Genomic DNA, 22,580 nt, shown 5'->3' with positions numbered 1-22,580 from the left:
GATCAGCTCAACACTTGTGTTGATCGAGCCAATCGCCCGCACAACGACCTGCCTGTTCGGGCGATTGCCCTTCGCTGAAAAGCGCTACCAGTGCCTGTCGAAAGGCTTCCGCCCGTGCCGGAAGGCCTTCCACCAGATAGCGCTGTCGCCTGGCTTCCACTTTGGCAGCAAACGCGTCACGGTCCACCTCTGCACTGCCCTCGAGATTGTCCACGCTGACATTAAAGTGTCGACCACAGGCCTGTGTCAGTACCTTTTCGATCGCCTGAGGGGCAATTTCGGCGGCCTCGAAAGCTTCCTGAGCGCTGTTATCGCGGCCATCCGGCATATACCAGTAGCCGTAATCCTCCAATAACCGTCTTTGCGCCCCGGCAATACACCAGTGACTGATTTCGTGCAGCGCACTGGCAAAATAACCGTGGGCGAACACGATGCGGTGGTGGGTGTGCGCGTCATCGGCAGGCAGATAGATGGGTTCGTCGTCACCGCGCACCAGCCGGGTCTGATAGCGCGACGAGAACACATGATTGAAAAGCGCCATCAGCTGCTCGACCTGGCACTGTTCCTGTTGCTGAGAGATCACCTGTGTCTCCTGGGGTCTGCGTTTGACGCGCCACTTTATCACGAGGTTCGAATCCCGAAGGCTTAGGCAGGACCGCGCTTTGCTACAATGGCGCTTTCTTCTGGCTGGAGCCGGCCTTGTTACGCATCGACCCTACTGCCTGTCGCCTTGAAACCTCTGCGCTGGCGCGCCTGGCGCTGCCCATTCTTGGTGCCCAGCTGGCGCAGGCAGCCATGAGTACCGTTGACGTCATGATGTCCGGTCACTCCAGTGCCACGGATCTGGCGGCCGTCTCCGTTGGCGCCAGCCTCTGGGTGCCCCTGATGCTGTTCATGACAGGGACATTAATGGGCCTGACGCCCATCGTTGCCCAGCATATGGGCGCACGGCAACAGGGCGCCATCCGGCCCTGTGTCCATCAGGCCCTCTGGGTGGCGCTCGTGCTGGGCGTGGCAGCATGCGCATTGATCTGGCTGGCAGCCGAGCCGATCTTCACCTATATGTCGGTCCCTGAAGCGGTCGCCACGTCATCAACACGGTATCTACACGCCGTTGCCTTTGGCATGCCGGCCGTTGCGCTTTATCAGGCGCTGCGCGCGTTTTCCGATGGCGTCAATCACACCCGCCCGGCCCTCTGGATCAGCCTGATCGGCCTGGCAGTGAATATCCCCTGCAACTATCTGCTGATCTTTGGTGGTAAGGGCATCGTGTCTTTGACGGGTATCTCATTCCCCCTGCTGGAGGCCCTGCCTGCCCTGGGCGCCACCGGCTGCGGCATGGCAACGGCGATTGCCATGTGGGTGATGTGCGGGTGCATGGCCGTCTATACCCGCCGCGCCAGAGTCTATGCACCGGTTCAGATCTGGCAGGGGCTCAGCCGGCCAGACCTGAAACTGACCATGGAACTCCTGCGGGTGGGGTTACCAATCGGGGTTGCCATTTTTACGGAAGTGACCCTCTTTGCCCTGATTGCGCTTTTTGTCGCAAGTTTTGGAGAAATCGTGGTTGCCGCACACCAGGTGGCGCTTAATTTCACATCACTGCTGTTCATGTTGCCGCTGTCGCTGGGGATGGCATTGACGGTCCGGGTGAGCAATACCCTGGGTCAGGGAGACAGCAAACGGGCGCGCTTTATCGCCTGGAACGGTGTCGGGATGGCACTGGTGGCCGCACTTCTTATCGATATCGTGCTGATTGTCGCAGCCCATCCGATTGTCGCGCTCTACTCGAGCAATATGGCGGTACGCGACCTGGCCGCAAACCTGATACTGCTGGCGGCCATCTATCAGATTTCAGATGCGCTTCAGGTGAGCATGGCGGGGGCACTGCGAGGCTACAAGGATACGCGCATCATCATGCTCATCACCCTGGCGTCCTACTGGATCGTTGGCATGGGCGGTGGTCACCTGCTGGGCGGCGGCGTACCGGAGATCTTCTCCGGCTGGGGCGTCTATGGCTACTGGCTGGGGCTTATTGCCGGGCTCAGCGTGGCCTCCGTGCTGCTGGGGCTTCGCCTGTACCGCACCTCTGACAGGTACTGTCAGCCGACACCTGCTAAAGCATAAGGCCTTGCGTACCTGTCATTGTTGTTTCCAGTCACGGGTCGTGAAAGTATCACCTATGGTATGACATTCATTGCTGCAGATGTGCTAATAGTTAAAAAAGCGTCTCAATGACCGGACGTCAGCTTGATCGAGGACAGGGACATACCGGACAGATAACCGGAGGGGCAAGCAATGAACACGATGTCGAATCATCATCGTATGCAGGTTATCGACCTGGAAACCGTTCGTCAGCAGCGGCGTAAAAGACATCGCATTGTGCGTCTGGCACCGGAGCTTGACGGGCTTGAAATGCTTTATCAGCTTGCCAGCGACCCTCAGTCCCTTTACGGCATGCCGGTACTGGCATGGGGATTACAGGAAGACGGGCACGTCGTGGGGCTGGTGCCCTGGCTGGATTGTCTGACCCGCTGCGATACGCTGGAAGACCCGGAACAGGGCCGTTTTGTAGGCTATCGCGATCCGGAGTCAGAGCTTGTGATGGACTCACCACCACTTCACAAGGTGGTCGAGCTTGAACATGCTGCTGCCTATTTCGAGTATGAGCATGAAGACGAGCCCTGCATTCTTCAGCATTTACCCGATACGCAGGGGACCCACGCCCTGTGTCATGCTCACGATGACAGCTGGCAACTAAAGCAGGTTCACGGCTGGCATCTCTATAGCGACGGCACCATAGAAGCGCTTCTGCATGATGAAGACCAGGTCTGTGAAGAGCCGATTCTGCCCGGGGATGACTGCCTTTATGCGGGACATTCCCGTCACGAAGCGCTTTACCTGTTTCAGCGCCAGATCGCCAACCGTATTCGCAGTCAGGACCCGGCCACGCTGGAGGCGCTATCGGTCATGATGGTGACACAGGAATAGGGTCACTGACCGGAAGAGGCAAGGCGAATATAGTAGCGCCAGGTGCCCTCTTCTTCGCGCTGATCAATCAGTTCATGCCCCAGAAAGGTACAGAATTTAGGCACATCTCGCGTGGTAGCCGGGTCAGTCGCAATGATTTCAAGCACCTGTCCCGGCGCCATTTCCCTGACCCGGTTGTGCATCATCATGATGGGCTCAGGGCAATAAAGCCCGGAAGTATCAAGCGTGTTGTTGCTTTCAGGTGGTTGCGTCATTGCCCTCTCCTGCCCTGTTGTTCGCAAGTGAATTAGTCGCAATTGAATTAAACGATCGCTACATAGACGGTCACTTCTTCCCGATCATGGTAGAGGTGACGGCATCTGATATGTGCCCTGAATCCGGCCTTTTCGACGCACTGGTGTAAAAGCTCAAGGCAGTGTTCAACCTCCTGCCATCGCTGCTTCATGGGCAACTTGAGATTGAAAATGGCCCGACGCGTCCAGCCCTTTTCAAGCCACGCTCCCATGAGTCTGGCAACCCTGGCAGGCTGGTCCACCATATCGCATACCAGCCAGTCCAGCGTATGCGGGGGCTTCCAGCTATAGGCATCTTCACGCAGATGTTCGACCTGCCCGGTATTCATCAGCGACGCCTGCATGGGGCCATTATCGATGGCATACACGCTCATGCCGCGCTTGACCAGCTGCCATGTCCAGCCACCGGGAGCCGCCCCCAGGTCAGCAGCCCACATGTTTTCATCCAGCAATGCGTCCCATTGGTCCGGCGCAATAAAGGTATGCCAGGCCTCTTCGAGTTTGAGGGTCGAGCGGCTGGGCGCATCATGCGGAAACCGGAGATGGCGAATACCGTTGGCATACTCACTGCGATTGCCCGGAAAACTGATGGCCACCTGGACCTGATCACCGGCGGTCCAGAACAGATGCAGCCAGCGCTTGCCCGCCTTGCGGCGTAGTGCACCACATTTACGACTGGCGCTTTCCAGTGCCTTCTGGATCGACTTGCCAAGTCCGGTCAATGCCTTGCCGTCGTTGGTATCCGGGATGTCCTGACAGATATGCTCAAAGCTCCAGCCGCTTTCGCGAATCAATGCCATGACAGGGGATATGCGGTCTTCCCGGTCCATATTGGCAAGCGGCGGGAATGCCACCAGCGTCTGCCTGGGAAACACCAGTGTCTCAAAGGAGAGCTGCTTTTGAAGCGTATGTGCCGGCTGACGATCGACCAATACATAGCGCACGAACCCTGTACCGGGAGCAGCGATCGGATAGCCATTGGCCCCAAGCACAGCAGCCTTTTTAGCAATTTCTGCCGCAAGATCCGCTTCAAAGCCGGCGCGGCAGTAAAGCAGTATTTCGCTGGCAACACGATCGGCTTTTGCAGACATAAGGGGGCTGTTCCGGGAAAACGGTGCATGAAAGCACGTATTGTACACGATCAACGCTGGTCGAAACGCCTAGGCGGCCATGAACAAGACGCCCTGAGGCGGGGTGCCCTCGCCCGCCGGTCACGTCAGTGACCGCGGGCGGGGCCGGCACCACGGGCCGTGGCGGCCGGATGGCGCGCATAAAAGAACCCCGGTCCTGTTAAGGACCGGGGTTCGGAAGGGGTGCCTGACGATGACCTACTCTCACATGGGGAGACCCCACACTACCATCGGCGCGGAGCCGTTTCACTACCGAGTTCGGGAAGGGATCGGGTGGTGCCGGCACGCTATGGTCGTCAGGCAATTCTGCAGACCGGCTGCTCTTGAGCAGCGGGTCAAAATCGGGATCATGCTGATCGATATATCAACGCATTCGTGTGATGCGAACCACTTGGGTGTTATATGGTCAAGCCTCACGGGCAATTAGTACGCGTCAGCTCAATGCATTGCTGCACTTACACACCGCGCCTATCAACCTTGTCGTCTTCAAGGGCCCTTCAGGGAGCTCGAGGCTCCAGGGAAGTTTCATCTTGAAGGGGGCTTCCCGCTTAGATGCCTTCAGCGGTTATCCCGTCCGCACATAGCTACCCGGCGGTGCCATTGGCATGACAACCGGTACACCAGCGGTGCGTCCACTCCGGTCCTCTCGTACTAGGAGCAGCACTTCTCAAACTTCCGACGCCCACGGCAGATAGGGACCGAACTGTCTCACGACGTTCTAAACCCAGCTCGCGTACCACTTTAAATGGCGAACAGCCATACCCTTGGGACCGACTTCAGCCCCAGGATGTGATGAGCCGACATCGAGGTGCCAAACACCGCCGTCGATATGAACTCTTGGGCGGTATCAGCCTGTTATCCCCGGAGTACCTTTTATCCGTTGAGCGATGGCCCTTCCATACAGAACCACCGGATCACTAGAACCTGCTTTCGCACCTGCTCGACATGTCCGTCTCGCAGTCAAGCACCCTTATGCTCTTGCACTCATTGCACGATTTCCAACCGTGCTGAGGGTACCTTAGTGCTCCTCCGTTACTCTTTAGGAGGAGACCGCCCCAGTCAAACTACCCACCACACACTGTCCTCACACCGGATCACGGTGCGGAGTTAGAACGCCAATGATACCAGGCTGGTATTTCAAGATTGGCTCCACCCCAACTGGCGTCAGGGTTTCAAAGCCTCCCAGCTATCCTACACAGGTAACATCAGCGTCCAGTGTGAAGCTATAGTAAAGGTTCACGGGGTCTTTCCGTCTAGCCGCGGGTACACTGCATCTTCACAGCGATTTCAATTTCACTGAGTCTCGGGTGGAGACAGCGTGGCCATCATTACGCCATTCGTGCAGGTCGGAACTTACCCGACAAGGAATTTCGCTACCTTAGGACCGTTATAGTTACGGCCGCCGTTTACCGGGGCTTCGATCAAGAGCTTCGCCTTGCGGCTAACACCATCAATTAACCTTCCGGCACCGGGCAGGCGTCACACCCTATACGTCCGCTTACGCGTTGGCAGAGTGCTGTGTTTTTAATAAACAGTTGCAGCCACCTGGTCTCTTCGGCCGGTCAGAGCTGAGGGAGCAAGTCCCGTTACCCTGGCCGGCGCACCTTCTCCCGAAGTTACGGTGCCATTTTGCCTAGTTCCTTCACCCGAGTTCTCTCATACGCCTTGGTATTCTCTACCTGACCACCTGTGTCGGTTTGGGGTACGATCGCATGTTATCTGAAGCTTAGAGGCTTTTCCCGGAAGCGTGGCATCAGTGACTTCCAGACCGTAGTCTGTTCGTCTCGCGTCTCGGCTTATAGAGGACCGGATTTGCCTGATCCCCAGGCCTACTCGCTTTTACCAGGACAACCAACGCCTGGCTCACCTAGCCTTCTTCGTCCCCCCATCGCAATAACATCCGGTACGGGAATATTAACCCGTTTCCCATCGACTACGCCTTTCGGCCTCGCCTTAGGGGTCGACTCACCCTGCTCCGATTGACGTCGAACAGGAACCCTTGGTCTTCCGGCGGGGGAGGTTTTCACTCCCCTTGTCGTTACTCATGTCAGCATTCGCACTTGTGATACCTCCAGCAGACCTCACGATCCACCTTCGCAGGCTTACACAACGCTCCTCTACCGCGCATCCATAAGGATGCACCCGCAGCTTCGGCACCCGGTTTGAGCCCCGTTACATCTTCCGCGCAGGCCGACTCGACCAGTGAGCTATTACGCTTTCTTTAAAGGATGGCTGCTTCTAAGCCAACCTCCTGGCTGTCTGTGCCTTCCCACATCGTTTCCCACTTAACCGGGATTTTGGGACCTTGGCTGGCGGTCTGGGTTGTTTCCCTTTTCACAACGGACGTTAGCACCCGCTGTGTGTCTCCCACGCTGTACTCACCGGTATTCGGAGTTTGCCTCGGGTTGGTAAGCCGGGATGGCCCCCTAGCCGAAACAGTGCTCTACCCCCGGTGGTAATACGTGAGGCGCTACCTAAATAGCTTTCGAGGAGAACCAGCTATCTCCGAGCTTGATTAGCCTTTCACTCCGATCCACAGCTCATCTCAGCATTTTTCAACATACTTGAGTTCGGACCTCCAGTCAGTGTTACCTGACCTTCATCCTGGCCATGGATAGATCGCCCGGTTTCGGGTCTATTCCCAGCAACTAAGTCGCCCATTTAAGACTCGGTTTCCCTGCGCCTCCCCTATTCGGTTAAGCTCGCTACTGAGAATAAGTCGCTGACCCATTATACAAAAGGTACGCAGTCACAGAACAAGTCTGCTCCCACTGCTTGTACGCACACGGTTTCAGGATCTATTTCACTCCCCTCGCCGGGGTTCTTTTCGCCTTTCCCTCACGGTACTGGTTCACTATCGGTCAGTCAGGAGTATTTAGCCTTGGAGGATGGTCCCCCCATGTTCAGTCAGGGTTTCACGTGCCCCGACCTACTCGATTTCACAATGCTCGGATTTCGGCTACAGGACTATCACCTGCTATGGTCAGACTTCCCAGACTGTTCGCCTATCGGTTGCACTGCTTAAGGGCTGGTCCCCGTTCGCTCGCCGCTACTGGGGGAATCTCAATTGATGTCTTTTCCTCGGGGTACTTAGATGTTTCAGTTCTCCCGGTTCGCCTTCATGAGTTATGTATTGGCTCATGAATACCTGCCTTGTGGCAGGTGGGTTTCCCCATTCGGAAATCGCCGGGTCGCAGGTCATTTGCCACCTCACCGACGCTTATCGCAGGCTGTCACGTCCTTCATCGCCTCTGACTGCCTAGGCATCCACCGTGTGCGCTTAATCGCTTGACCATATAACCCCAAGGGGTCCGGTCTCACAATCACACTACATTTACCGGCATGCATACGACTATGCATGACGATAAATTTATACGTTGTCTGCCGGCCGGGTCACAACGCTCATCCGAAGATGAGGTGTTCACCGACCGACAGGTCAGCATGATCCACATTGTTAAAGAGCGTACTGTCAAAAAGACAGTCAGAAATCATGTCGATGATTGTCATCATCATGACTTTTGACTGTGGTTTCATCAGTAGGAGCGAGACTGTGACACCGAGCTGTATGGTGGAGCCTAGCGGGATCGAACCGCTGACCTCCTGCGTGCAAGGCAGGCGCTCTCCCAGCTGAGCTAAGGCCCCGACAGGTTGGTGGGTCTGGGCAGACTCGAACTGCCGACCTCACCCTTATCAGGGGTGCGCTCTAACCAACTGAGCTACAGACCCAAGCAGTCTTCGCTCTATCCGATCAGGCAATTTGTGTGGACGCGCTGGTTCGCGTGAGCACTTGTCGTTTAAGGAGGTGATCCAGCCGCAGGTTCCCCTACGGCTACCTTGTTACGACTTCACCCCAGTCATGAACCACACCGTGGTGATCGCTCTCCCGAAGGTTAAGCTAACCACTTCTGGTGCAGTCCACTCCCATGGTGTGACGGGCGGTGTGTACAAGGCCCGGGAACGTATTCACCGTGGCATTCTGATCCACGATTACTAGCGATTCCGACTTCACGGAGTCGAGTTGCAGACTCCGATCCGGACTGAGGCCGGCTTTCTGGGATTGGCTTCACGTCGCCGCTTCGCAACCCTTTGTACCGGCCATTGTAGCACGTGTGTAGCCCTGCTCGTAAGGGCCATGATGACTTGACGTCGTCCCCACCTTCCTCCGGTTTGTCACCGGCAGTCTCCCTGAAGTTCCCGCCATTACGCGCTGGCAAAAAGGGATAGGGGTTGCGCTCGTTACGGGACTTAACCCAACATTTCACAACACGAGCTGACGACAGCCATGCAGCACCTGTCTCTGCGTTCCCGAAGGCACTTCCTCATCTCTGAGGAATTCGCAGGATGTCAAGAGCAGGTAAGGTTCTTCGCGTTGCATCGAATTAAACCACATGCTCCACCGCTTGTGCGGGCCCCCGTCAATTCATTTGAGTTTTAGCCTTGCGGCCGTACTCCCCAGGCGGTCGACTTATTGCGTTAACTGCGCCACCAAACCCTCAAGGGGTCCAACGGCTGGTCGACATCGTTTACGGCGTGGACTACCAGGGTATCTAATCCTGTTTGCTACCCACGCTTTCGCGCCTCAGCGTCAGTGTCAGTCCAGAAGGCCGCCTTCGCCACTGGTATTCCTCCCGATCTCTACGCATTTCACCGCTACACCGGGAATTCCACCTTCCTCTCCTGCACTCTAGCCTACCAGTTCCGAATGCCGTTCCCGGGTTGAGCCCGGGGCTTTCACATCCGGCTTGGCAAGCCGCCTACGCGCCCTTTACGCCCAGTAATTCCGATTAACGCTTGCACCCTCCGTATTACCGCGGCTGCTGGCACGGAGTTAGCCGGTGCTTCTTCTGTGGGTGATGTCCTTCATGACGAGTATTAATCATCATGCCTTCTTCCCCACTGAAAGTGCTTTACAACCCGAAGGCCTTCTTCACACACGCGGCATGGCTGGATCAGGGTTCCCCCCATTGTCCAATATTCCCCACTGCTGCCTCCCGTAGGAGTCCGGGCCGTGTCTCAGTCCCGGTGTGGCTGATCATCCTCTCAGACCAGCTACGGATCGTCGCCTTGGTGAGCCGTTACCTCACCAACAAGCTAATCCGACATGGGCTCATCCGATAGCGCAAGGTCCGAAGATCCCCTGCTTTCTCCCGTAGGACGTATGCGGTATTAGCTCGGGTTTCCCCGAGTTATCCCCCACTACCGGGCAGATACCCATGCATTACTCACCCGTCCGCCGCTCGTCAGCGGGTAGCAAGCTACCCCTGTTACCGCTCGACTTGCATGTGTTAGGCCTGCCGCCAGCGTTCAATCTGAGCCATGATCAAACTCTTCAGTTTATTTTGAAGCTTTGAGATTCGTTTCGAGGCCTGCCGAGGCAGTCCGCGAGGTGAATCAATCCGGGCTCGAGGTCAAACTAGTTACTCTTGACGAGTGTTCGTCTGCTCGACTATCTATGTGACTGGTGTCACACACGAGCCAGACGCCCACACAAATTGCCTGATCGACTTGTTAAAGAGCGTCTCGAAGATGTTGCCTCAGTCGCCGTGGCGGCTGCTTCGAGAGAGTGGGCATTTTACAGCCCTGAATCGAAAAGTCAACCTCTTTTTTTCGATCCGGAAGTCAGCGACTGGATCCGTGATCCTGATTGGATGACCAAAACCTCAGTCAAAACAATCACCTGCCAAACTTCCCCGCTGCCTCGTCGCCGTGTGCTCCGTGGCAGCGGATGCGTACTTTATAGATCAGACCCCAAGGGCGCAACCCCTTTCGCCAAAAACTTTCATTTTTCTGTCATGGCAGGGAATGCGTCGACGGATAATCGTGTCTTCAGGTAGATGGCGTACGGCGTGACAGCGCCTTTCCAGTGCTCTTTGGCAGCTCACGATCGTCATCCAGCGACATGGCGTAGCGCTCGGCGACCGTCTGCCTTGCCGCAATAACATGTCGACGCATCAACTGTTCGGCCAGCTCTTCATCCCCGGAGGCGATGGCATCCACAATACGATGGTGCTCTACAAAGGCACGCTGTGGTCGGCCCCCTCGCGCACTGTATTGAGTCCTGTAAAGCCTTACCAGATAGTAGAGATCATCACACAGGGTGGTCATGAGCATTCGATTGTGACTCCCGCGCACAATCAGATAATGGAAATCGAGATCACCCTCGCGCTGGTAATAGGCTTCAGCCTGATCCAGATCGCCCTGCTCTTCATGCGCCACCAAGACATCCCGCAGCGCCTGAACTTCATCGGTAGTCATATGGCGCGCCGCCAGCCTGGCCGCCATGCTCTCCAGCGCCTCACGCATATCAAAAAGCTCAAGGAGTTCGCGCATCGACAGCTTGACGACTCTGGCCCCCACGTGAGGTTCGCGCTCGATCAAACGGTGCGCTTCCAGTCGGCGCATGGCCTCACGCAGCGGACCACGTGAAATGCCATAGGTCTGGGCAAGACCCGGCTCGGTGATTTTACTGCCTGCCGGCAGCTCACCACGAACGATGGCATCCTGAAGCTGTTGAAAGACTCGCTCAGCGAGCGTTCGCGCCTCGAGAGGAATCTCGCCGGAAGAAGTCGTTGAAGTCATGGTTATTGTCAACAATCAGGGAAATGCCATCACAGTACGACATACGGCACGCAAAGACCAAAGTTCCAGCATCACTTCATCAACACCGACCAAACAGGGAGCGCCGGTTCCTGCCTTGGACTGTTAAACTGCACGCCCCGTTAAAGCCTGCGATACATGATCATGTCCTCCTATCAATTGCTGCTTCACCCCCTTCCCTACCATGCGGACCCGGCCGCCTGGTTTGAAAGGCTGCGCCATCGCCGCGAGGCGATACTGCTGGATAATGGCCGCCCTTATACGCAGACCGGGCGCTTTGACATCATGAGCAGCGACCCCACTGCCCTGCTTGAAGTGGACAGCATGGGGCAGTACTACTGCACACGTATGCTTTCTGCAATCACACCGCTGGACGCTCAGCGTGAGCTTCCAAGACATCTTGAAACGATTCCCCCGGACACGGCCGAAGAGATTCCTTTTGTCGGCGGGCTCATGGGGTACTGGAGCTATGACTTTGGACGCCTGCTCGAAAGACTTGAAAGTCATGCCATTGCCGACATTGATCTCCCCCTGGCCAGACTCGGGCTTTATGACTGGGCCCTGATTCAGGATCATCAACGTCAGTGCAGCTATCTGGTGGCAACGGCTGAACGTCGTGATCAGGTGCTGACATGGCTGGAAGCGGCACCCGATGAGACAAGTACCGCCTTTTCCCTGACCGTTCCCTTTAAAGCCGATATTGATCGCGCGACTTACGGCGAACGCTTTCGCAGGGTCAGTGACTATCTACATGCCGGCGACTGCTATCAGGTCAATCTGGCCCAGCGTTTCCAGGCGCAGTGTCAGGGAGACAGCTGGGAAGCCTGGCGCCGGTTACGCCAGGCAACGCCGTCCCCTTTTGGTGCATGGCTTTCATGGCAGGGGGAGGACGGATGCGAGCGCAGCATCATGTCCCTCTCGCCTGAACGCTTTTTACATCTACAGGATCGAAAGCTGACCACCAACCCCATCAAGGGAACGCGCCCTAGAGGCCAGACCGCCGAAGAAGATCAGCAGCTGGCCGATGAACTGCTTGGCAGTCTCAAGGATCGTACCGAGAACGTCATGATCGTGGATCTGCTGCGCAACGACCTCGGTCGCGTCTGCCGTGCCGGTACTGTGCGCGTGCCGGCACTGGCTGCCCTTGAAAGCTATCGCAATGTTCATCATCTGGTCAGCACCATTACGGGCGATCTGGCGCCGTCACTGGATGCCATCGACGCCCTGGCTGCCGCGTTTCCCGGCGGCTCCATCACCGGCGCTCCCCGCATTCGGGCCATGGACATCATCGATGAACTGGAGACCACTCGTCGCGGTCCCTACTGCGGCAGCATCGGCTATATCGATCAGCGCGGCGACATGCATACGTCAATTGCCATTCGCACCCTCTATAGAGAAGACAACACCCTTTATGTGTGGGGCGGCGGTGGACTGGTGGCCGACTCTCATGAGGAAAGTGAATACATCGAGACGATCGACAAGATTCGCCATCTCATGCATGCGCTGACATAAACGCGCCTGTACGCTCAGGCAGGCGATGTTTATGATTGATAACCATTCCAATCACCACGGGCACATCCTGCCCGCTGCACGAGAATGCCGATGAGCGCTGGTAGCCCTACATGACAGTCACCGCCCCCACTACAGACACCAGTATCGACAAGTATCTTCAACGGCGACGACGACACTACTGGCTACTGGCCATCACGGCAGTGCTGACGCTGTGCTCATTGATTGTTGATGTGGCGACCGGTCCGGGGCAATACGGGCTTGGCGACATTGTACGTGCCATCGTGTCGCCGGATGACGCCCCCCGGGCCATCGCGGTCATCGTGTGGGAGATCCGTTTACCGGTGGCCCTGATGGCCATCATGGTCGGCATGTCACTGGCCAGCGCCGGGGCCGAGATGCAGACCATCCTTAACAACCCGCTGGCCGACCCCTTTACACTGGGTATTTCGGCAGCGGCCAGCTTCGGGGCAGCCCTTGCCATCGTCCTGGGCGTGTCACTGTTTCCCGCTGCCAGCGAACTGTTGACCACCCTCAACGCCTTTGTCATGGCCATGGTGGCCTCGCTTCTGATCTGGCTGGTCAGTCGCCTGCGTGGTGTGAGCGTACAGACCATGGTGCTGATGGGGATCGCCCTGATGTTCTTTTTCAACGCCACGCTGGGCATCCTCCAATACGTGGCTTCGGCGGAATCCCTGCAACAGCTGGTGTTCTGGTCGCTGGGGTCACTGTCGCGTGCCAGCTGGTCAAAAATCGGTATCGTGACGGCGGCGCTTGTGGTCACGCTGCCCATCTTCTTTTTTGCCGGCTGGCGCCTGACGGCCCTTCGCATGGGGGATCTGCAGGCCCGTGCCCTGGGCGTCAATGTGGGCCGTCTACGCCTGACCGTGCTGCTGTGCAGTTCGCTACTGGCGGCCACGGCCGTGGCCTTTGTCGGCATCATTGGCTTTATTGGCCTGGTAGGACCGCACATTGCCCGCATGCTGGTCGGTGAGGATCAACGCGTGTTTCTGCCCATGTCAGCGCTGACAGGCGCCCTTTTAATGTCGTTGACCTCAATCGTCTCCAAGACGCTGATTCCAGGCGTGCTGTTGCCCGTGGGCATTATCACGGCCCTGATCGGCCTGCCGTTTTTTGTCTCCCTGATCCTGAAGAGCCGGCGCGAGGTGTGGGGATGAGCCTCAAAATTGAATCACTGTCGGTCCACTTTGGACGCACCAGGATCCTGAATGACGTCAGCGGTCTGGAGGCGCGCCCGGGAGAGTTGACGGCCCTGATCGGGCCCAACGGTGCCGGCAAGTCCACGCTATTGAAATCCATTGCCGGCATTGAGCGCTCCACCGGCCATATCAGCCTTGATAACACGGCGCTTGACACACTGGACATTGCCCAGCGTGCCGGGCAGATCTACTACCTGCCGCAGGATATTACCTCCCGCGCAGCCCTCAGCGTGTTTGAAGCCGTCCTTCTGGCAAGGCGCACCACGCAAAAGACAGATCGTCGACAGGACCTGAAACGCGTGCAGCACACCCTGCAGACACTGGAGCTTGAGCAGTATGCCGAGCGCGATCTCGGCCAGCTCTCCGGCGGCCAGCGTCAGCGGGTGGCCATTGCCCAGGCCGTGGTCAGGGAACCCAGGGTTCTGATGCTGGATGAGCCCACCAGCGCACTGGACCTTCACCATCAGTTGCAGGTGCTTGAATGGCTGGTGGCCCTGGCTCGGGAGCAACAGATGATCATTGTCATCGCCATCCATGACCTTAGCCTGGCAGCACGCTTTTCCCGTCACATGTGGCTCATGGGCGCAGGAGGCAAGGTGTGCGCCGTTGGCGCGCCCGAGCAGGTCCTGACCGAAGAGCGCCTGCGAGAGGTATATGCCATCAGGGCCCATGTTGAGTGGCCCGAAGGAGAGCCGCCTCGCGTGACGCCACTGGCCGCCACTCGCCAGCTGGGCATGAAGGGACGCGAACAGGACTTCTAAACTTCGAACCAAATGATATTGGGGAGAGTCCTGGGTGGTTTGCTATCGTGCCTGCCAAACGGCCCGGCCAGGGCCATCTGCCATTGATAATGGAGTCACTGAATGTCGCTGAATATCGATGAGATCAATGAAAGGCTTGGCAATGATCCTCAGGCACTGGTGGAGTGGGCACTGTCCCTCGACAAGCGCCCCATCTGCACCACCAACTTTCGCCCCTTTGAAGCCGTCATTCTCCATATGGTGACACAGGTTCGTCCTGACCTTCCCATCGTCTGGATGGATTCAGGCTATAACACGCCGGCCACCTATCAGTTTGCTGATGAGGTAAGCCAGAAGCTCGGGCTCAATCGCATCCTCTATCTTCCCCTGCGATCACGCGCCCATCGAGAAGCCGTGGAAGGACCGACGCCCTCTGTGGATGATCCGCGCCATGAAGCCTTCACCCGGGAGGTCAAGCTTGAGCCCTTTGAGCGTGCCCTGCGCGAAACCAACCCGGGCGTCTGGTTTACGGCCCTGCGTGCTTCCGACACAGCGACCCGCGCCCAGATGCAGCCGGTCAGCATCAATCAGGACGGTCTGATCAAGGTCGCCCCGGTACTGCACTGGAGCAGCAAGGACATGCATGACTATCTGGTCAAGCACGATCTGCCCAACAATTTCGACTACTTCGATCCGACCAAGGGCGAAGAAACCCGTGAGTGCGGGCTGCATCTGCAGCACTGAGGCGCTCTGGATGACAGGTCGTCAAAGGCATCAACAAAAAAGGCTCGCCAATGGATGGCGAGCCTTTTTTATTCATTCGTAAGCCCGATTACCTGACAGGCAGCTCGATGTGTTCAAAGAGCGCATTTTCGGCATGCGGACTCGACTCGAGTGCAGCCTCAACCGTGTCACGATCAAGGTGGGCAGCAAACTCGTGGATAAAATCGAACATGTAGTTGCGCATGAAGGTACCGCGACGAATACCGATTCGCGTCACCGAGCTTTCGAACAGATGGCTGGCATCGATGGCGACCAGATCATGATCTGCCACCGGGTCAATCGCCATATGAGCAACGATCCCTACCCCAAGCCCCAGTCGAACGTAGGTCTTGATGACATCGGAGTCGGCCGCCGTCAGCACCACATTGGGCGTGATGCCATGTGACTTGAAGGCATCATCAAGCTGGGAGCGGCCCGTAAAGCCAAAGGTGTAGGTTACCAGCGGATGCTGACCCAGCGCCTCAAGCGTCAGGTTGCGCGTTCCTTCCAGCGGGTGCCCTTTTGGCACCAGCACACAGCGGTTCCAGCGATAACAGGGCAGCAGGATCAGATCATTGAACAGATCCAGTGATTCCGTGCAGATGGCAAAATCTGCCATGCCCTCACAGACCATCTGGGCAATCTGGCGCGGCGTGCCCTGCTGCATGTGCAGCGCCACATCCGGATAGCGTTGTGTAAAACCACTGATAACAGCAGGCAGGGCATATCGTGCCTGAGTATGGGTGGTAGCGATGGAGAGACTGCCACGACGATCGTCACTGAATTCCTGCGCCACATGGCGGATATCGTCCACCTTGCGAAGCACTTCACCGGCAAGCTCCACGATAGGCTTGCCAGCCGGGGTAATTCTTGTCAGATGTTTGCCGCTTCGCGCAAAAATTTCGACACCCAGCTCGTCTTCCAGCAACCGTATCTGTTTGGAAATCCCGGGCTGAGACGTGAAAAGACTCTGCGCCGTGGCAGAGACGTTCAGATTATGCCGGGAAACTTCCCATATGTAGCGAAGCTGCTGAAGTTTCAAGGCATTAACCTCCTGAAGAGCAGGCCTGAAAAGCGTCAAAAAAAGGGCTTAAAATCGACTGCTAATGCTATCAGGGTCTAAAATAATGAACAATCATTCCTTTTCAGAATAAAAAATTATCCCTAGATTCCTGCTGCGCAATGCTCCTGCCAACGCCACGGGATTTAGAATGTCACTTATCGATTTTCTGCTTTATGTACTTGCCGGCGCAGGTGTCGGTATCGCGGTAGGGCTTTCTGGCATCGGCGGTGGCTCACTGATGACGCCCATTTTGCTGACCTTCGGGTTTCCACCGCATGTTGCCGTAGGCACGGATCTTTTATACGCCGCCTTTACCAAGATCAGCGGTATCTTCAGCCACCAGAGGCAGGGTCATATCGACTGGAAGGTCATGCTGCGACTGTCCATGGGCAGCGTGCCAGCCGCGATTCTGACGGTCTTTCTGCTCAACCGCTTTTTTACCGGCGCCCATGATTACAGCGGACTGATTACCACAACGCTGGGCATCATGTTGATCCTGACGGCAGCCGTACTGATCTTCAAGACACCGCTTCAGCGCTGGACCGGTCAGGGCGATCGCTGGGTCAATCGACACGTTGCCCCCCTGACTGTCGCTGCAGGTATTGTACTGGGTGTCTGCGTCACGCTCTCATCGGTGGGTGCCGGCGTGTTTGGCACGGCGGTATTGATGCTGCTTTACCCCTTCTTCTCTTCGGGCCGAGTGGTGGGTACTGATATCGCGCATGCCGTGCCTCTGACACTGGTGGCCGGTGGCGGGCATTTGCTGCTGGGCAACGTGGATTTCGCCCTTTTGCTGGCACTGCTGGTGGGTTCAGTCCCTGCCATCCACCTGGGAGCATGGCTTTCGAAATATCTGCCGGACAACCTGCTGCGAGGCATGCTGACATTACTGCTGCTGAGCATGGGCATTCGATATGCATTTTTTTGAACAGGAAAGCGGCGTTAATCGCTTTGTTCAATGAGCACCATCGCAGAGACACATTTGCCTCACCCCCTGCGACCCGCTACCATCCCTTGTATACAGCCTGTACATGCAATCACTGGAGTAAATCATGGCTAACAATGTTGACGTTACCAGCGCCAATTTCGACCAGGAAGTCATGCAGGCCGACAAGCCTGTACTGCTAAAATTCTGGGCCCCGTGGTGCGGTCCCTGCAAGATGATGGCACCGGTAGTAGACGAGGTAGCCGAAGAGAAATCCGGCGAGCTCAAGGTCGTCAGCATCAATGTTGACGATGCTCAGGATATCGCTGCCGAACAGGGTGTCCGTGGTGTCCCGACCGTTATGATGTTCAAGGATGGTGCCAAGGTGGCTTCGCTCGTCGGTGCACAGTCCAAGACACAGCTGGTGCAGTTCATCGATCAGAACGCCTGATCAAGACGTCCTGAACCAAGCAAAACGCTCCCATCGGGAGCGTTTTTTTATGTCGGTCATCCGGCCATGGAGCGCCTCAATCCTCTGTTGGCATGCCTTCTCTGGCTCGCCGCCGTCGCTCCCGGTTGGGCCCCATCAATATTGAAATCCAGCGCGTATCAGGATGGCTGTCCAGCAGTATCTTGAGAGACATGGTCAGGGGAACCGATAGGAAAAGCCCTACCGGCCCGAAAAGCCATCCCCAGAACACCAGCGACATGAAGGCCGCAAGCGTGGACATCCCCAGCGTTTGTCCCATGATGCGAGGCTCGATGAGATTGCCCAGCACAAAATTGATCGTGATATAGGCACTGCTGAGAATGGTTGCCTTGACGACACCACCTTCCGGCATGATCAGCGTCAGAAGGACTGCGGGCACGGCTGCAATGATCGAGCCAATGTTGGGAATAAAATTGAGGAAAAACCCCAGCACTCCCCACAACAGCGCAAACTCGACCTGAAGAATCAGACAGCAGGTGGCGATGAGTGCGCCGGTAATGGCACTGATCACCGTTTTCACCAGCAGATAGCGCTGTAGCGTCCGGGAAAACTGGGTAAAACGCGCCAGGCTTCCATGAGGCTGTTTAATGGCCTGAGAAAGCTTGTAGGGGAAATCCAGCGTCTCATACAGAATAAAAATAATCAAAATGGCGATGATGCCAAGCTGAGTAATGAAGTTGCCAATTCCCCCCAGCAGCGACGGCAGCGAATCCATGAGCATGCCGGGATCCAGATTATCCTGCAGCGCCCTGGCATCAAACGGCAGTCCCAGAGCATCGAACCACTTGAGCAGCCCCGTATAGTGCTGACCCAGGGACTCCTCAAGCGCCGGCAGCTGATCGACCAGATCTCCCAGACGCGCCATGACCAGCCAGATCAGCAGGGTACTGGCCAGCGTCACGACAAAAAGTACACAAAGAATCGACAGATTGACGCTCACCCCTCGCCCATGGAGCCATTTGACCGGGCGAGAGCACAGGATGGCAATAAACAGCGAAAGCAGTACCGGAATGAACAGGCCCGCTCCCAGCTTCAGGCCGGTCACGATAATGACCAGCGAGGCAAAGGTAAGTATCAGGTGGTAGGGGAAATGGTGCTGATCCTGCTCGGGGTCGCTTTTCATGGCAGCCTCTTGAATACCAATGTCAGACACTGCAACGACATGCCCCCGCCACGCAGCGCGCGTTTCACAATGCCTTTTCCCTTGCACGAACAGACGGCGTCAGTATTCGCAAAAGCGTATTGGCGCAAAGGCTTGCGCCGACCATACCCAATACCATCGGCCAGATACTCTCCATCTGAAGGCCACTCACCAGCGCACCTGCCAGGCCGGCTGCCGTAAACTGCAGGCTACCCAGAACGGCATTGGCCGTGGCACTCATGTTGGGGAAATGATCCAGCATGGAGGAGACAGCATTGGGTGAAATGAGACCGTTCACGCCGACGAAAAACATCACCAGCAGTACCATCAACCATAGTGCATGCAGCCCCGCCACTACCGTGATAACAATCAGCATACCGGCAGTGAGCTGGATACCCAGTCCCAGCCTCAGCAACTGCTGAGGCGAATAACGCCCCAGAAGTCGTATATTCAGCCGGTTGGACAGGGCCATGACAACGATATTGGCACCAAAAATAAACGGGTAAAGCTGACTGGAGACGCCGTAATACTCCATATAGACATATGGAGAACTGTTAATAAAGCAAAACATGCCGGCAAAGGACAGGGAAACGGCGGCGATATACCCCATGGCTTCGCGGTGTTTCAACACACTCGCATAGTTGCCAAGAACCTGCCCCGCCCCACCGGATGATCGATGTTCGGGCATACGGGTTTCAGGCAGATAGGTCATGATCAGATACAGCAGTGCAGCGCCGTAAAGGGCCAGAAACAAAAATATGGCCCACCAGTCGACAAGCGTCAGCAGCACGCTCCCGACCGTCGGGGCGACCAGCGGTGCCAGCATCAGGATCATGACCATCGTTGAGAGAACACGTGCCGCTTCCCGTCCCGAAAAGCAGTCACGCACGATGGCCGGTGAGTTCACGACACAGGCCCCGCCGCCCAGCGCCTGCAAAAACCGCAGGATCATGAGCGCCCAGAACGTATCGATCTGGGTTACCAGCAAGCTGGACAGCATAAAGGTGATGATGCCCCCCAGCAGCACCGGTTTGCGTCCGACACGATCCGACATAGGGCCAAAAATCAGCTGTCCAAGCGCCATCCCCAGCAAAAAGATACTGATCGAAAGCTCGGTCAAATGGATATTGGCATCAATGTGCAGGGCAAGGGCAGGAATGGCTGGCAGATAGGCATCAATGGCAAAGGGCGCCAGGGCCGTATTGGCGGCCACCAGCAGGGCCAGGCGTCTGGCGCCGATAATAGGCAAGTCATTCTCCATGTCAGACCACGAATGTCGCGTGATGCCCCTGAAGGAACACGACCCTCGCGCTCAGTGCTCTCGCTGAGACTCCAGCAGGTCAATAAGCGGTTGAAACTCTATGCGATTTTGTTCGCTCATCGCCGCCAGCGTGTGGTGGGCTTCGAGGATTCGCTCCCGCATCTCTTCTTCGCTGGTTTCCAGAACCGGCAGATCGCTGAAATCGGCAGGCTCCGACCACGGCATATCGATAATGGTGACATACTTCTGAAATCCCATGACGTCCAGCATGCGCCTGACGTCGGGATGGTCAACGGCCACCAGTGGCTGACCGGGGATGCGATGGCGTACTGCCAGTGCAATCTTGGCCAGAAACCCGAGCGCCGTGGAATCCATGTTGATCACCTGACGCAGATCAATGACGACACGTTCAAGGCCCGGCAGCTCCGCCAGAGGCTGTACCTGCTGGTCCAGGGTGGCACAGAGTGTCAGGCGTACATCTCCGGCCAGTCTGAGCACAAAGGTGCCCTTTTCAAACGCCGCCTGAAGTCGTCCTTCATCCATCATTGAAACCGCTCAGGGTAAGAAAGGTAATGTCATCCGGCAGTGCATCGGACAGGGCCAGCGATGATTTCAGATCACTTATGCTGTCTGCATTGCCGATATGCTCGCACAGCGCAGAAAGACGCTCTTCGAGATTGTTGCCTGCCAGGCAGTCAAAAACACCATCCGAACAGAGCCAGAGCCTGAAATCCGCCGGCAGCTCACAATGATAGGTCGGATACTCGACGTCCGGAAACAGCCCGACAGCCGGCCCCTCTCCTTCAAGCTGACGCACGCTGCCCCTGGTGGTCAAAATCGGCATGGGCATCTGTGCGCCCAGGGAATAGTGCAGTGTACGCGTCTGGCAGTCGATCACACCGACCACGATGGCCGCATGTTTGCCAACCCCGGTATCCAGAAGCTCCCGGTTGAGTCGGGCAAGCCATCTGGCCGGCAGGTTTTCCGGCAGGCGCGCATTCCAGCGCGACAGCCAGCGCTGAAACAGTGCCTTTAAAAGCACCGTCACAAAGGCAGATGAAGCGCCATGCCCTGCCACATCTGCAAAACAGAACAGGACGTAACGGTCACCGTGGGCCTGATAGTCGAGAAAGTCTCCCGACAGATAAAGCGACGGCGCCATCCAGTAATCGCCCTCGATGCCATTGAGTCTGGCACACGGCATGGGCTGTAACCGACGCTGAATCTGCCCGCCGGCCTGAAGATCGGTACGCAGCGTGCTCAAATGCGTCTGCAGCTGCTCGTTAAGCTGCTCCAGACGATCCCGGTCGCGCAGCGCCGAGGCATGAACACGCCGACAGTCCAGCGCTCTGAGCATGAGCTGGGTCAAAAGCGAGGCATGCCCCATTGGATCAACCACATAATCGAGAACGCCGGCCTCAACGGCTGACAGCAGCGCTCGACTGTCGCGCTCCTGACTGATGACCACAATGGGCAGACGCTGCACCAGCGCCGCCCACTGTGATGCCGGCACGATATCGGCGTGCACGACCAGACCGTCAAGCCACTCGGGCAGCACATTGATGTCATCAGCCACCAGCAGCGTAAACCGGCCACATGCTGACAACGCCTGGTAAAGCGCATCGCGACGCGCTCCAGGCTGATCAACGAGCGCTATCCTATCCGTATTGGCAGGCATGAACGCTTTTCCGCCATGGTCGTTCGAAAAATTTATTCTGCAAAGTCGCTGTCATCGAATTCAAGATCGTCACTGCCGAAGGGATCCTTGCCCGACCGACCATCATTGATCAAGAACGCCCGACGCTGCAGGTAGGCATCACGAATGAACGAGTAGCGATCGCCCTGAATCAGCTTTTCCTGACCCAGCAATGACGCGCGTGCCTGCACCAGATCGATAAACCGTACGCTCCAGCGCGTCACGTCATGATCAATATAGGTGACCGGGTCGGTATAGAAATCCACCGGCATGCCAGCCGTATCACGCACGGTGCTTGGCCCGAGGAAAGGCAGGACCAGATAGGGCCCCGAACCGACGCCCCAGGTGGCCAGCGTCTGACCGAAGTCTTCGTCGTGCTGATCGATGCCCATACGGGTCGCCGGATCCAGAAAGCCGCCCAGACCCAGGGTGGTATTGATCAAAAGCCGCCCGATCGAGGTGCCGGCGTTGGTCAGCTTCCACTGCAGCAGGCTATTGAAGGAGTTGCCGACTTCTCCGAGGTTGGAAAAGAAATTGCCCACGCCCTCCTGCACGGGCGTCGGCGTAATGTAGTCATACCCCTGAGCGACCGGCTTGAGCGCATAGCGATCCAGCGTGTCATTAAAGGAGTATACGCCGCGGTTAAAGCCCTCCCAGGGATCCTGCGGATTGCTGTCCTGCGTTTGCGCGCCGGCACACCCTGCCAGCGTGACACAGGTAAAGGTTGCCGCGGCAATGTTCGTCCATGTTTTCATTCGTTCA

General features: G+C 56.9%; 18 protein-coding genes, 2 tRNA genes and 3 rRNA genes. 8 read left to right on the top strand and 15 right to left on the bottom strand.

Annotation, left to right across the window (positions count from 1 at the left end):
• Window positions 1–7 precede the first annotated feature (7 nt).
• A complete protein-coding gene (locus ACUN8C_RS05490; RefSeq protein ID WP_445621266.1) occupies window positions 8–583 on the bottom strand; it encodes an elongation factor P hydroxylase in 576 nt (191 codons plus the stop codon).
• Window positions 584–699: 116 nt separating this feature from the next.
• Between ACUN8C_RS05490 and ACUN8C_RS05485 the strand changes: the two genes are divergently transcribed.
• Window positions 700–2,127 (top strand): MATE family efflux transporter, encoded by a 1,428-nt coding sequence (locus ACUN8C_RS05485; RefSeq protein WP_445621265.1) that lies wholly within the window; start codon window positions 700–702, stop codon window positions 2,125–2,127.
• Window positions 2,128–2,298: 171 nt separating this feature from the next.
• Window positions 2,299–2,991, top strand: coding sequence for a hypothetical protein (locus ACUN8C_RS05480; RefSeq protein ID WP_445621264.1), 693 nt, complete (start codon window positions 2,299–2,301; stop codon window positions 2,989–2,991).
• Window positions 2,992–2,993: 2 nt separating this feature from the next.
• Here the strand turns inward: ACUN8C_RS05480 and tusA are convergent, their stop codons facing one another.
• From tusA to ACUN8C_RS05440, 8 genes are all read right to left on the bottom strand, one after another.
• The gene (gene tusA / locus ACUN8C_RS05475) at window positions 2,994–3,245 is read right to left on the bottom strand and encodes a sulfurtransferase TusA (RefSeq protein WP_445621263.1); all 252 of its coding nucleotides are present in this window, start codon (window positions 3,243–3,245) and stop codon (window positions 2,994–2,996) included.
• A 47-nt stretch (window positions 3,246–3,292) separates the two neighbouring features.
• Window positions 3,293–4,375, bottom strand: a complete 1,083-nt coding sequence (gene rlmM, locus ACUN8C_RS05470) for a 23S rRNA (cytidine(2498)-2'-O)-methyltransferase RlmM (RefSeq protein WP_445621262.1) — start codon at window positions 4,373–4,375, stop codon at window positions 3,293–3,295.
• A gap of 224 nt (window positions 4,376–4,599) precedes the next feature.
• A 5S ribosomal RNA gene (rrf, locus tag ACUN8C_RS05465) occupies window positions 4,600–4,715 on the bottom strand.
• Between the two features lie 101 nt (window positions 4,716–4,816).
• Window positions 4,817–7,708 (bottom strand): 23S ribosomal RNA (locus tag ACUN8C_RS05460).
• A 272-nt stretch (window positions 7,709–7,980) separates the two neighbouring features.
• A tRNA-Ala gene (locus ACUN8C_RS05455) sits at window positions 7,981–8,056 on the bottom strand.
• A gap of 7 nt (window positions 8,057–8,063) precedes the next feature.
• Window positions 8,064–8,140 (bottom strand) — tRNA-Ile (locus ACUN8C_RS05450).
• A gap of 69 nt (window positions 8,141–8,209) precedes the next feature.
• Window positions 8,210–9,750 (bottom strand): 16S ribosomal RNA (locus ACUN8C_RS05445).
• The 16S, 23S and 5S rRNA genes sit together here with 2 tRNA genes alongside, the layout of an rRNA operon.
• A 490-nt stretch (window positions 9,751–10,240) precedes the next feature.
• Entirely contained in the window at window positions 10,241–10,993 is a 753-nt protein-coding gene (locus tag ACUN8C_RS05440; protein WP_445621261.1) for a GntR family transcriptional regulator, read from the bottom strand.
• A gap of 162 nt (window positions 10,994–11,155) precedes the next feature.
• Here ACUN8C_RS05440 and pabB point away from each other — a divergent pair, with 162 nt between their 5' ends.
• From pabB to ACUN8C_RS05420, 4 genes are all read left to right on the top strand, one after another.
• Window positions 11,156–12,523: an aminodeoxychorismate synthase component I gene (gene pabB, locus ACUN8C_RS05435; protein WP_445621260.1), complete on the top strand. Its 1,368-nt coding sequence runs from the start codon at window positions 11,156–11,158 to the stop codon at window positions 12,521–12,523.
• Between the two features lie 110 nt (window positions 12,524–12,633).
• The gene (locus ACUN8C_RS05430; protein ID WP_108843366.1) at window positions 12,634–13,698 is read left to right on the top strand and encodes a FecCD family ABC transporter permease; all 1,065 of its coding nucleotides are present in this window, start codon (window positions 12,634–12,636) and stop codon (window positions 13,696–13,698) included.
• On the top strand, window positions 13,695–14,501 hold the full coding sequence (locus ACUN8C_RS05425) for an ABC transporter ATP-binding protein (RefSeq protein WP_445621259.1): 807 nt from the start codon (window positions 13,695–13,697) through the stop codon (window positions 14,499–14,501). Before ACUN8C_RS05430 ends, ACUN8C_RS05425 begins: the two co-directional genes overlap by 4 nt.
• Before the next feature lie 102 nt (window positions 14,502–14,603).
• Window positions 14,604–15,224, top strand: a complete 621-nt coding sequence (locus ACUN8C_RS05420; protein ID WP_445621258.1) for a phosphoadenosine phosphosulfate reductase domain-containing protein — start codon at window positions 14,604–14,606, stop codon at window positions 15,222–15,224.
• 88 nt (window positions 15,225–15,312) lie between these two features.
• Here the strand turns inward: ACUN8C_RS05420 and cysB are convergent, their stop codons facing one another.
• Entirely contained in the window at window positions 15,313–16,284 is a 972-nt protein-coding gene (gene cysB, locus ACUN8C_RS05415; RefSeq protein ID WP_108843363.1) for an HTH-type transcriptional regulator CysB, read from the bottom strand.
• A gap of 169 nt (window positions 16,285–16,453) precedes the next feature.
• Between cysB and ACUN8C_RS05410 the strand changes: the two genes are divergently transcribed.
• Together ACUN8C_RS05410 and trxA are read left to right on the top strand one after the other, a co-directional pair.
• Window positions 16,454–17,233, top strand: a complete 780-nt coding sequence (locus tag ACUN8C_RS05410; RefSeq protein ID WP_445621257.1) for a sulfite exporter TauE/SafE family protein — start codon at window positions 16,454–16,456, stop codon at window positions 17,231–17,233.
• Window positions 17,234–17,357: 124 nt separating this feature from the next.
• A complete protein-coding gene (gene trxA / locus ACUN8C_RS05405; protein WP_108843362.1) occupies window positions 17,358–17,681 on the top strand; it encodes a thioredoxin in 324 nt (107 codons plus the stop codon).
• A gap of 76 nt (window positions 17,682–17,757) precedes the next feature.
• Here the strand turns inward: trxA and ACUN8C_RS05400 are convergent, their stop codons facing one another.
• The 5 genes from ACUN8C_RS05400 to ACUN8C_RS05380 form a co-directional block, all read right to left on the bottom strand.
• Window positions 17,758–18,843, bottom strand: coding sequence for an AI-2E family transporter (locus tag ACUN8C_RS05400; RefSeq protein WP_445621256.1), 1,086 nt, complete (start codon window positions 18,841–18,843; stop codon window positions 17,758–17,760).
• A gap of 64 nt (window positions 18,844–18,907) precedes the next feature.
• Entirely contained in the window at window positions 18,908–20,110 is a 1,203-nt protein-coding gene (locus ACUN8C_RS05395) for a Bcr/CflA family multidrug efflux MFS transporter (protein ID WP_445621255.1), read from the bottom strand.
• Between the two features lie 63 nt (window positions 20,111–20,173).
• Window positions 20,174–20,668: an STAS domain-containing protein gene (locus tag ACUN8C_RS05390; protein WP_445621254.1), complete on the bottom strand. Its 495-nt coding sequence runs from the start codon at window positions 20,666–20,668 to the stop codon at window positions 20,174–20,176.
• Complete coding sequence (locus tag ACUN8C_RS05385) at window positions 20,658–21,800, bottom strand: PP2C family protein-serine/threonine phosphatase (protein WP_445621253.1); 1,143 nt, start codon at window positions 21,798–21,800, stop codon at window positions 20,658–20,660. The genes ACUN8C_RS05390 and ACUN8C_RS05385 overlap by 11 nt, the downstream gene beginning before the upstream one ends.
• 32 nt (window positions 21,801–21,832) lie before the next feature.
• Window positions 21,833–22,573 carry an MlaA family lipoprotein gene (locus ACUN8C_RS05380; protein WP_445621252.1) on the bottom strand — a complete coding sequence of 247 codons (741 nt, stop codon included), beginning with the start codon at window positions 22,571–22,573 and terminating at the stop codon, window positions 21,833–21,835.
• Between the last annotated feature and the right edge of the window lie 7 nt (window positions 22,574–22,580).

The sequence above is a fragment of the Kushneria sp. Sum13 genome (assembly GCF_052692355.1).
Note: the sequence above shows the minus strand (reverse complement) of the source record. Positions and strands in the feature narration are given on the sequence as shown.

Coding starts and splice junctions, on each gene's coding strand:
- ACUN8C_RS05480 (WP_445621264.1), top strand. CDS start 2,299: ATGAACACGATGTCGAATCATCATCGTATGCAGGTTATCGACCTGGAA.
- tusA (WP_445621263.1), bottom strand. CDS start 3,245: ATGACGCAACCACCTGAAAGCAACAACACGCTTGATACTTCCGGGCTT.
- rlmM (WP_445621262.1), bottom strand. CDS start 4,375: ATGTCTGCAAAAGCCGATCGTGTTGCCAGCGAAATACTGCTTTACTGC.
- ACUN8C_RS05440 (WP_445621261.1), bottom strand. CDS start 10,993: ATGACTTCAACGACTTCTTCCGGCGAGATTCCTCTCGAGGCGCGAACG.
- pabB (WP_445621260.1), top strand. CDS start 11,156: ATGTCCTCCTATCAATTGCTGCTTCACCCCCTTCCCTACCATGCGGAC.
- ACUN8C_RS05430 (WP_108843366.1), top strand. CDS start 12,634: ATGACAGTCACCGCCCCCACTACAGACACCAGTATCGACAAGTATCTT.
- ACUN8C_RS05425 (WP_445621259.1), top strand. CDS start 13,695: ATGAGCCTCAAAATTGAATCACTGTCGGTCCACTTTGGACGCACCAGG.
- ACUN8C_RS05420 (WP_445621258.1), top strand. CDS start 14,604: ATGTCGCTGAATATCGATGAGATCAATGAAAGGCTTGGCAATGATCCT.
- ACUN8C_RS05410 (WP_445621257.1), top strand. CDS start 16,454: ATGTCACTTATCGATTTTCTGCTTTATGTACTTGCCGGCGCAGGTGTC.
- trxA (WP_108843362.1), top strand. CDS start 17,358: ATGGCTAACAATGTTGACGTTACCAGCGCCAATTTCGACCAGGAAGTC.
- ACUN8C_RS05400 (WP_445621256.1), bottom strand. CDS start 18,843: ATGAAAAGCGACCCCGAGCAGGATCAGCACCATTTCCCCTACCACCTG.
- ACUN8C_RS05390 (WP_445621254.1), bottom strand. CDS start 20,668: ATGATGGATGAAGGACGACTTCAGGCGGCGTTTGAAAAGGGCACCTTT.
- ACUN8C_RS05385 (WP_445621253.1), bottom strand. CDS start 21,800: ATGCCTGCCAATACGGATAGGATAGCGCTCGTTGATCAGCCTGGAGCG.
- ACUN8C_RS05380 (WP_445621252.1), bottom strand. CDS start 22,573: ATGAAAACATGGACGAACATTGCCGCGGCAACCTTTACCTGTGTCACG.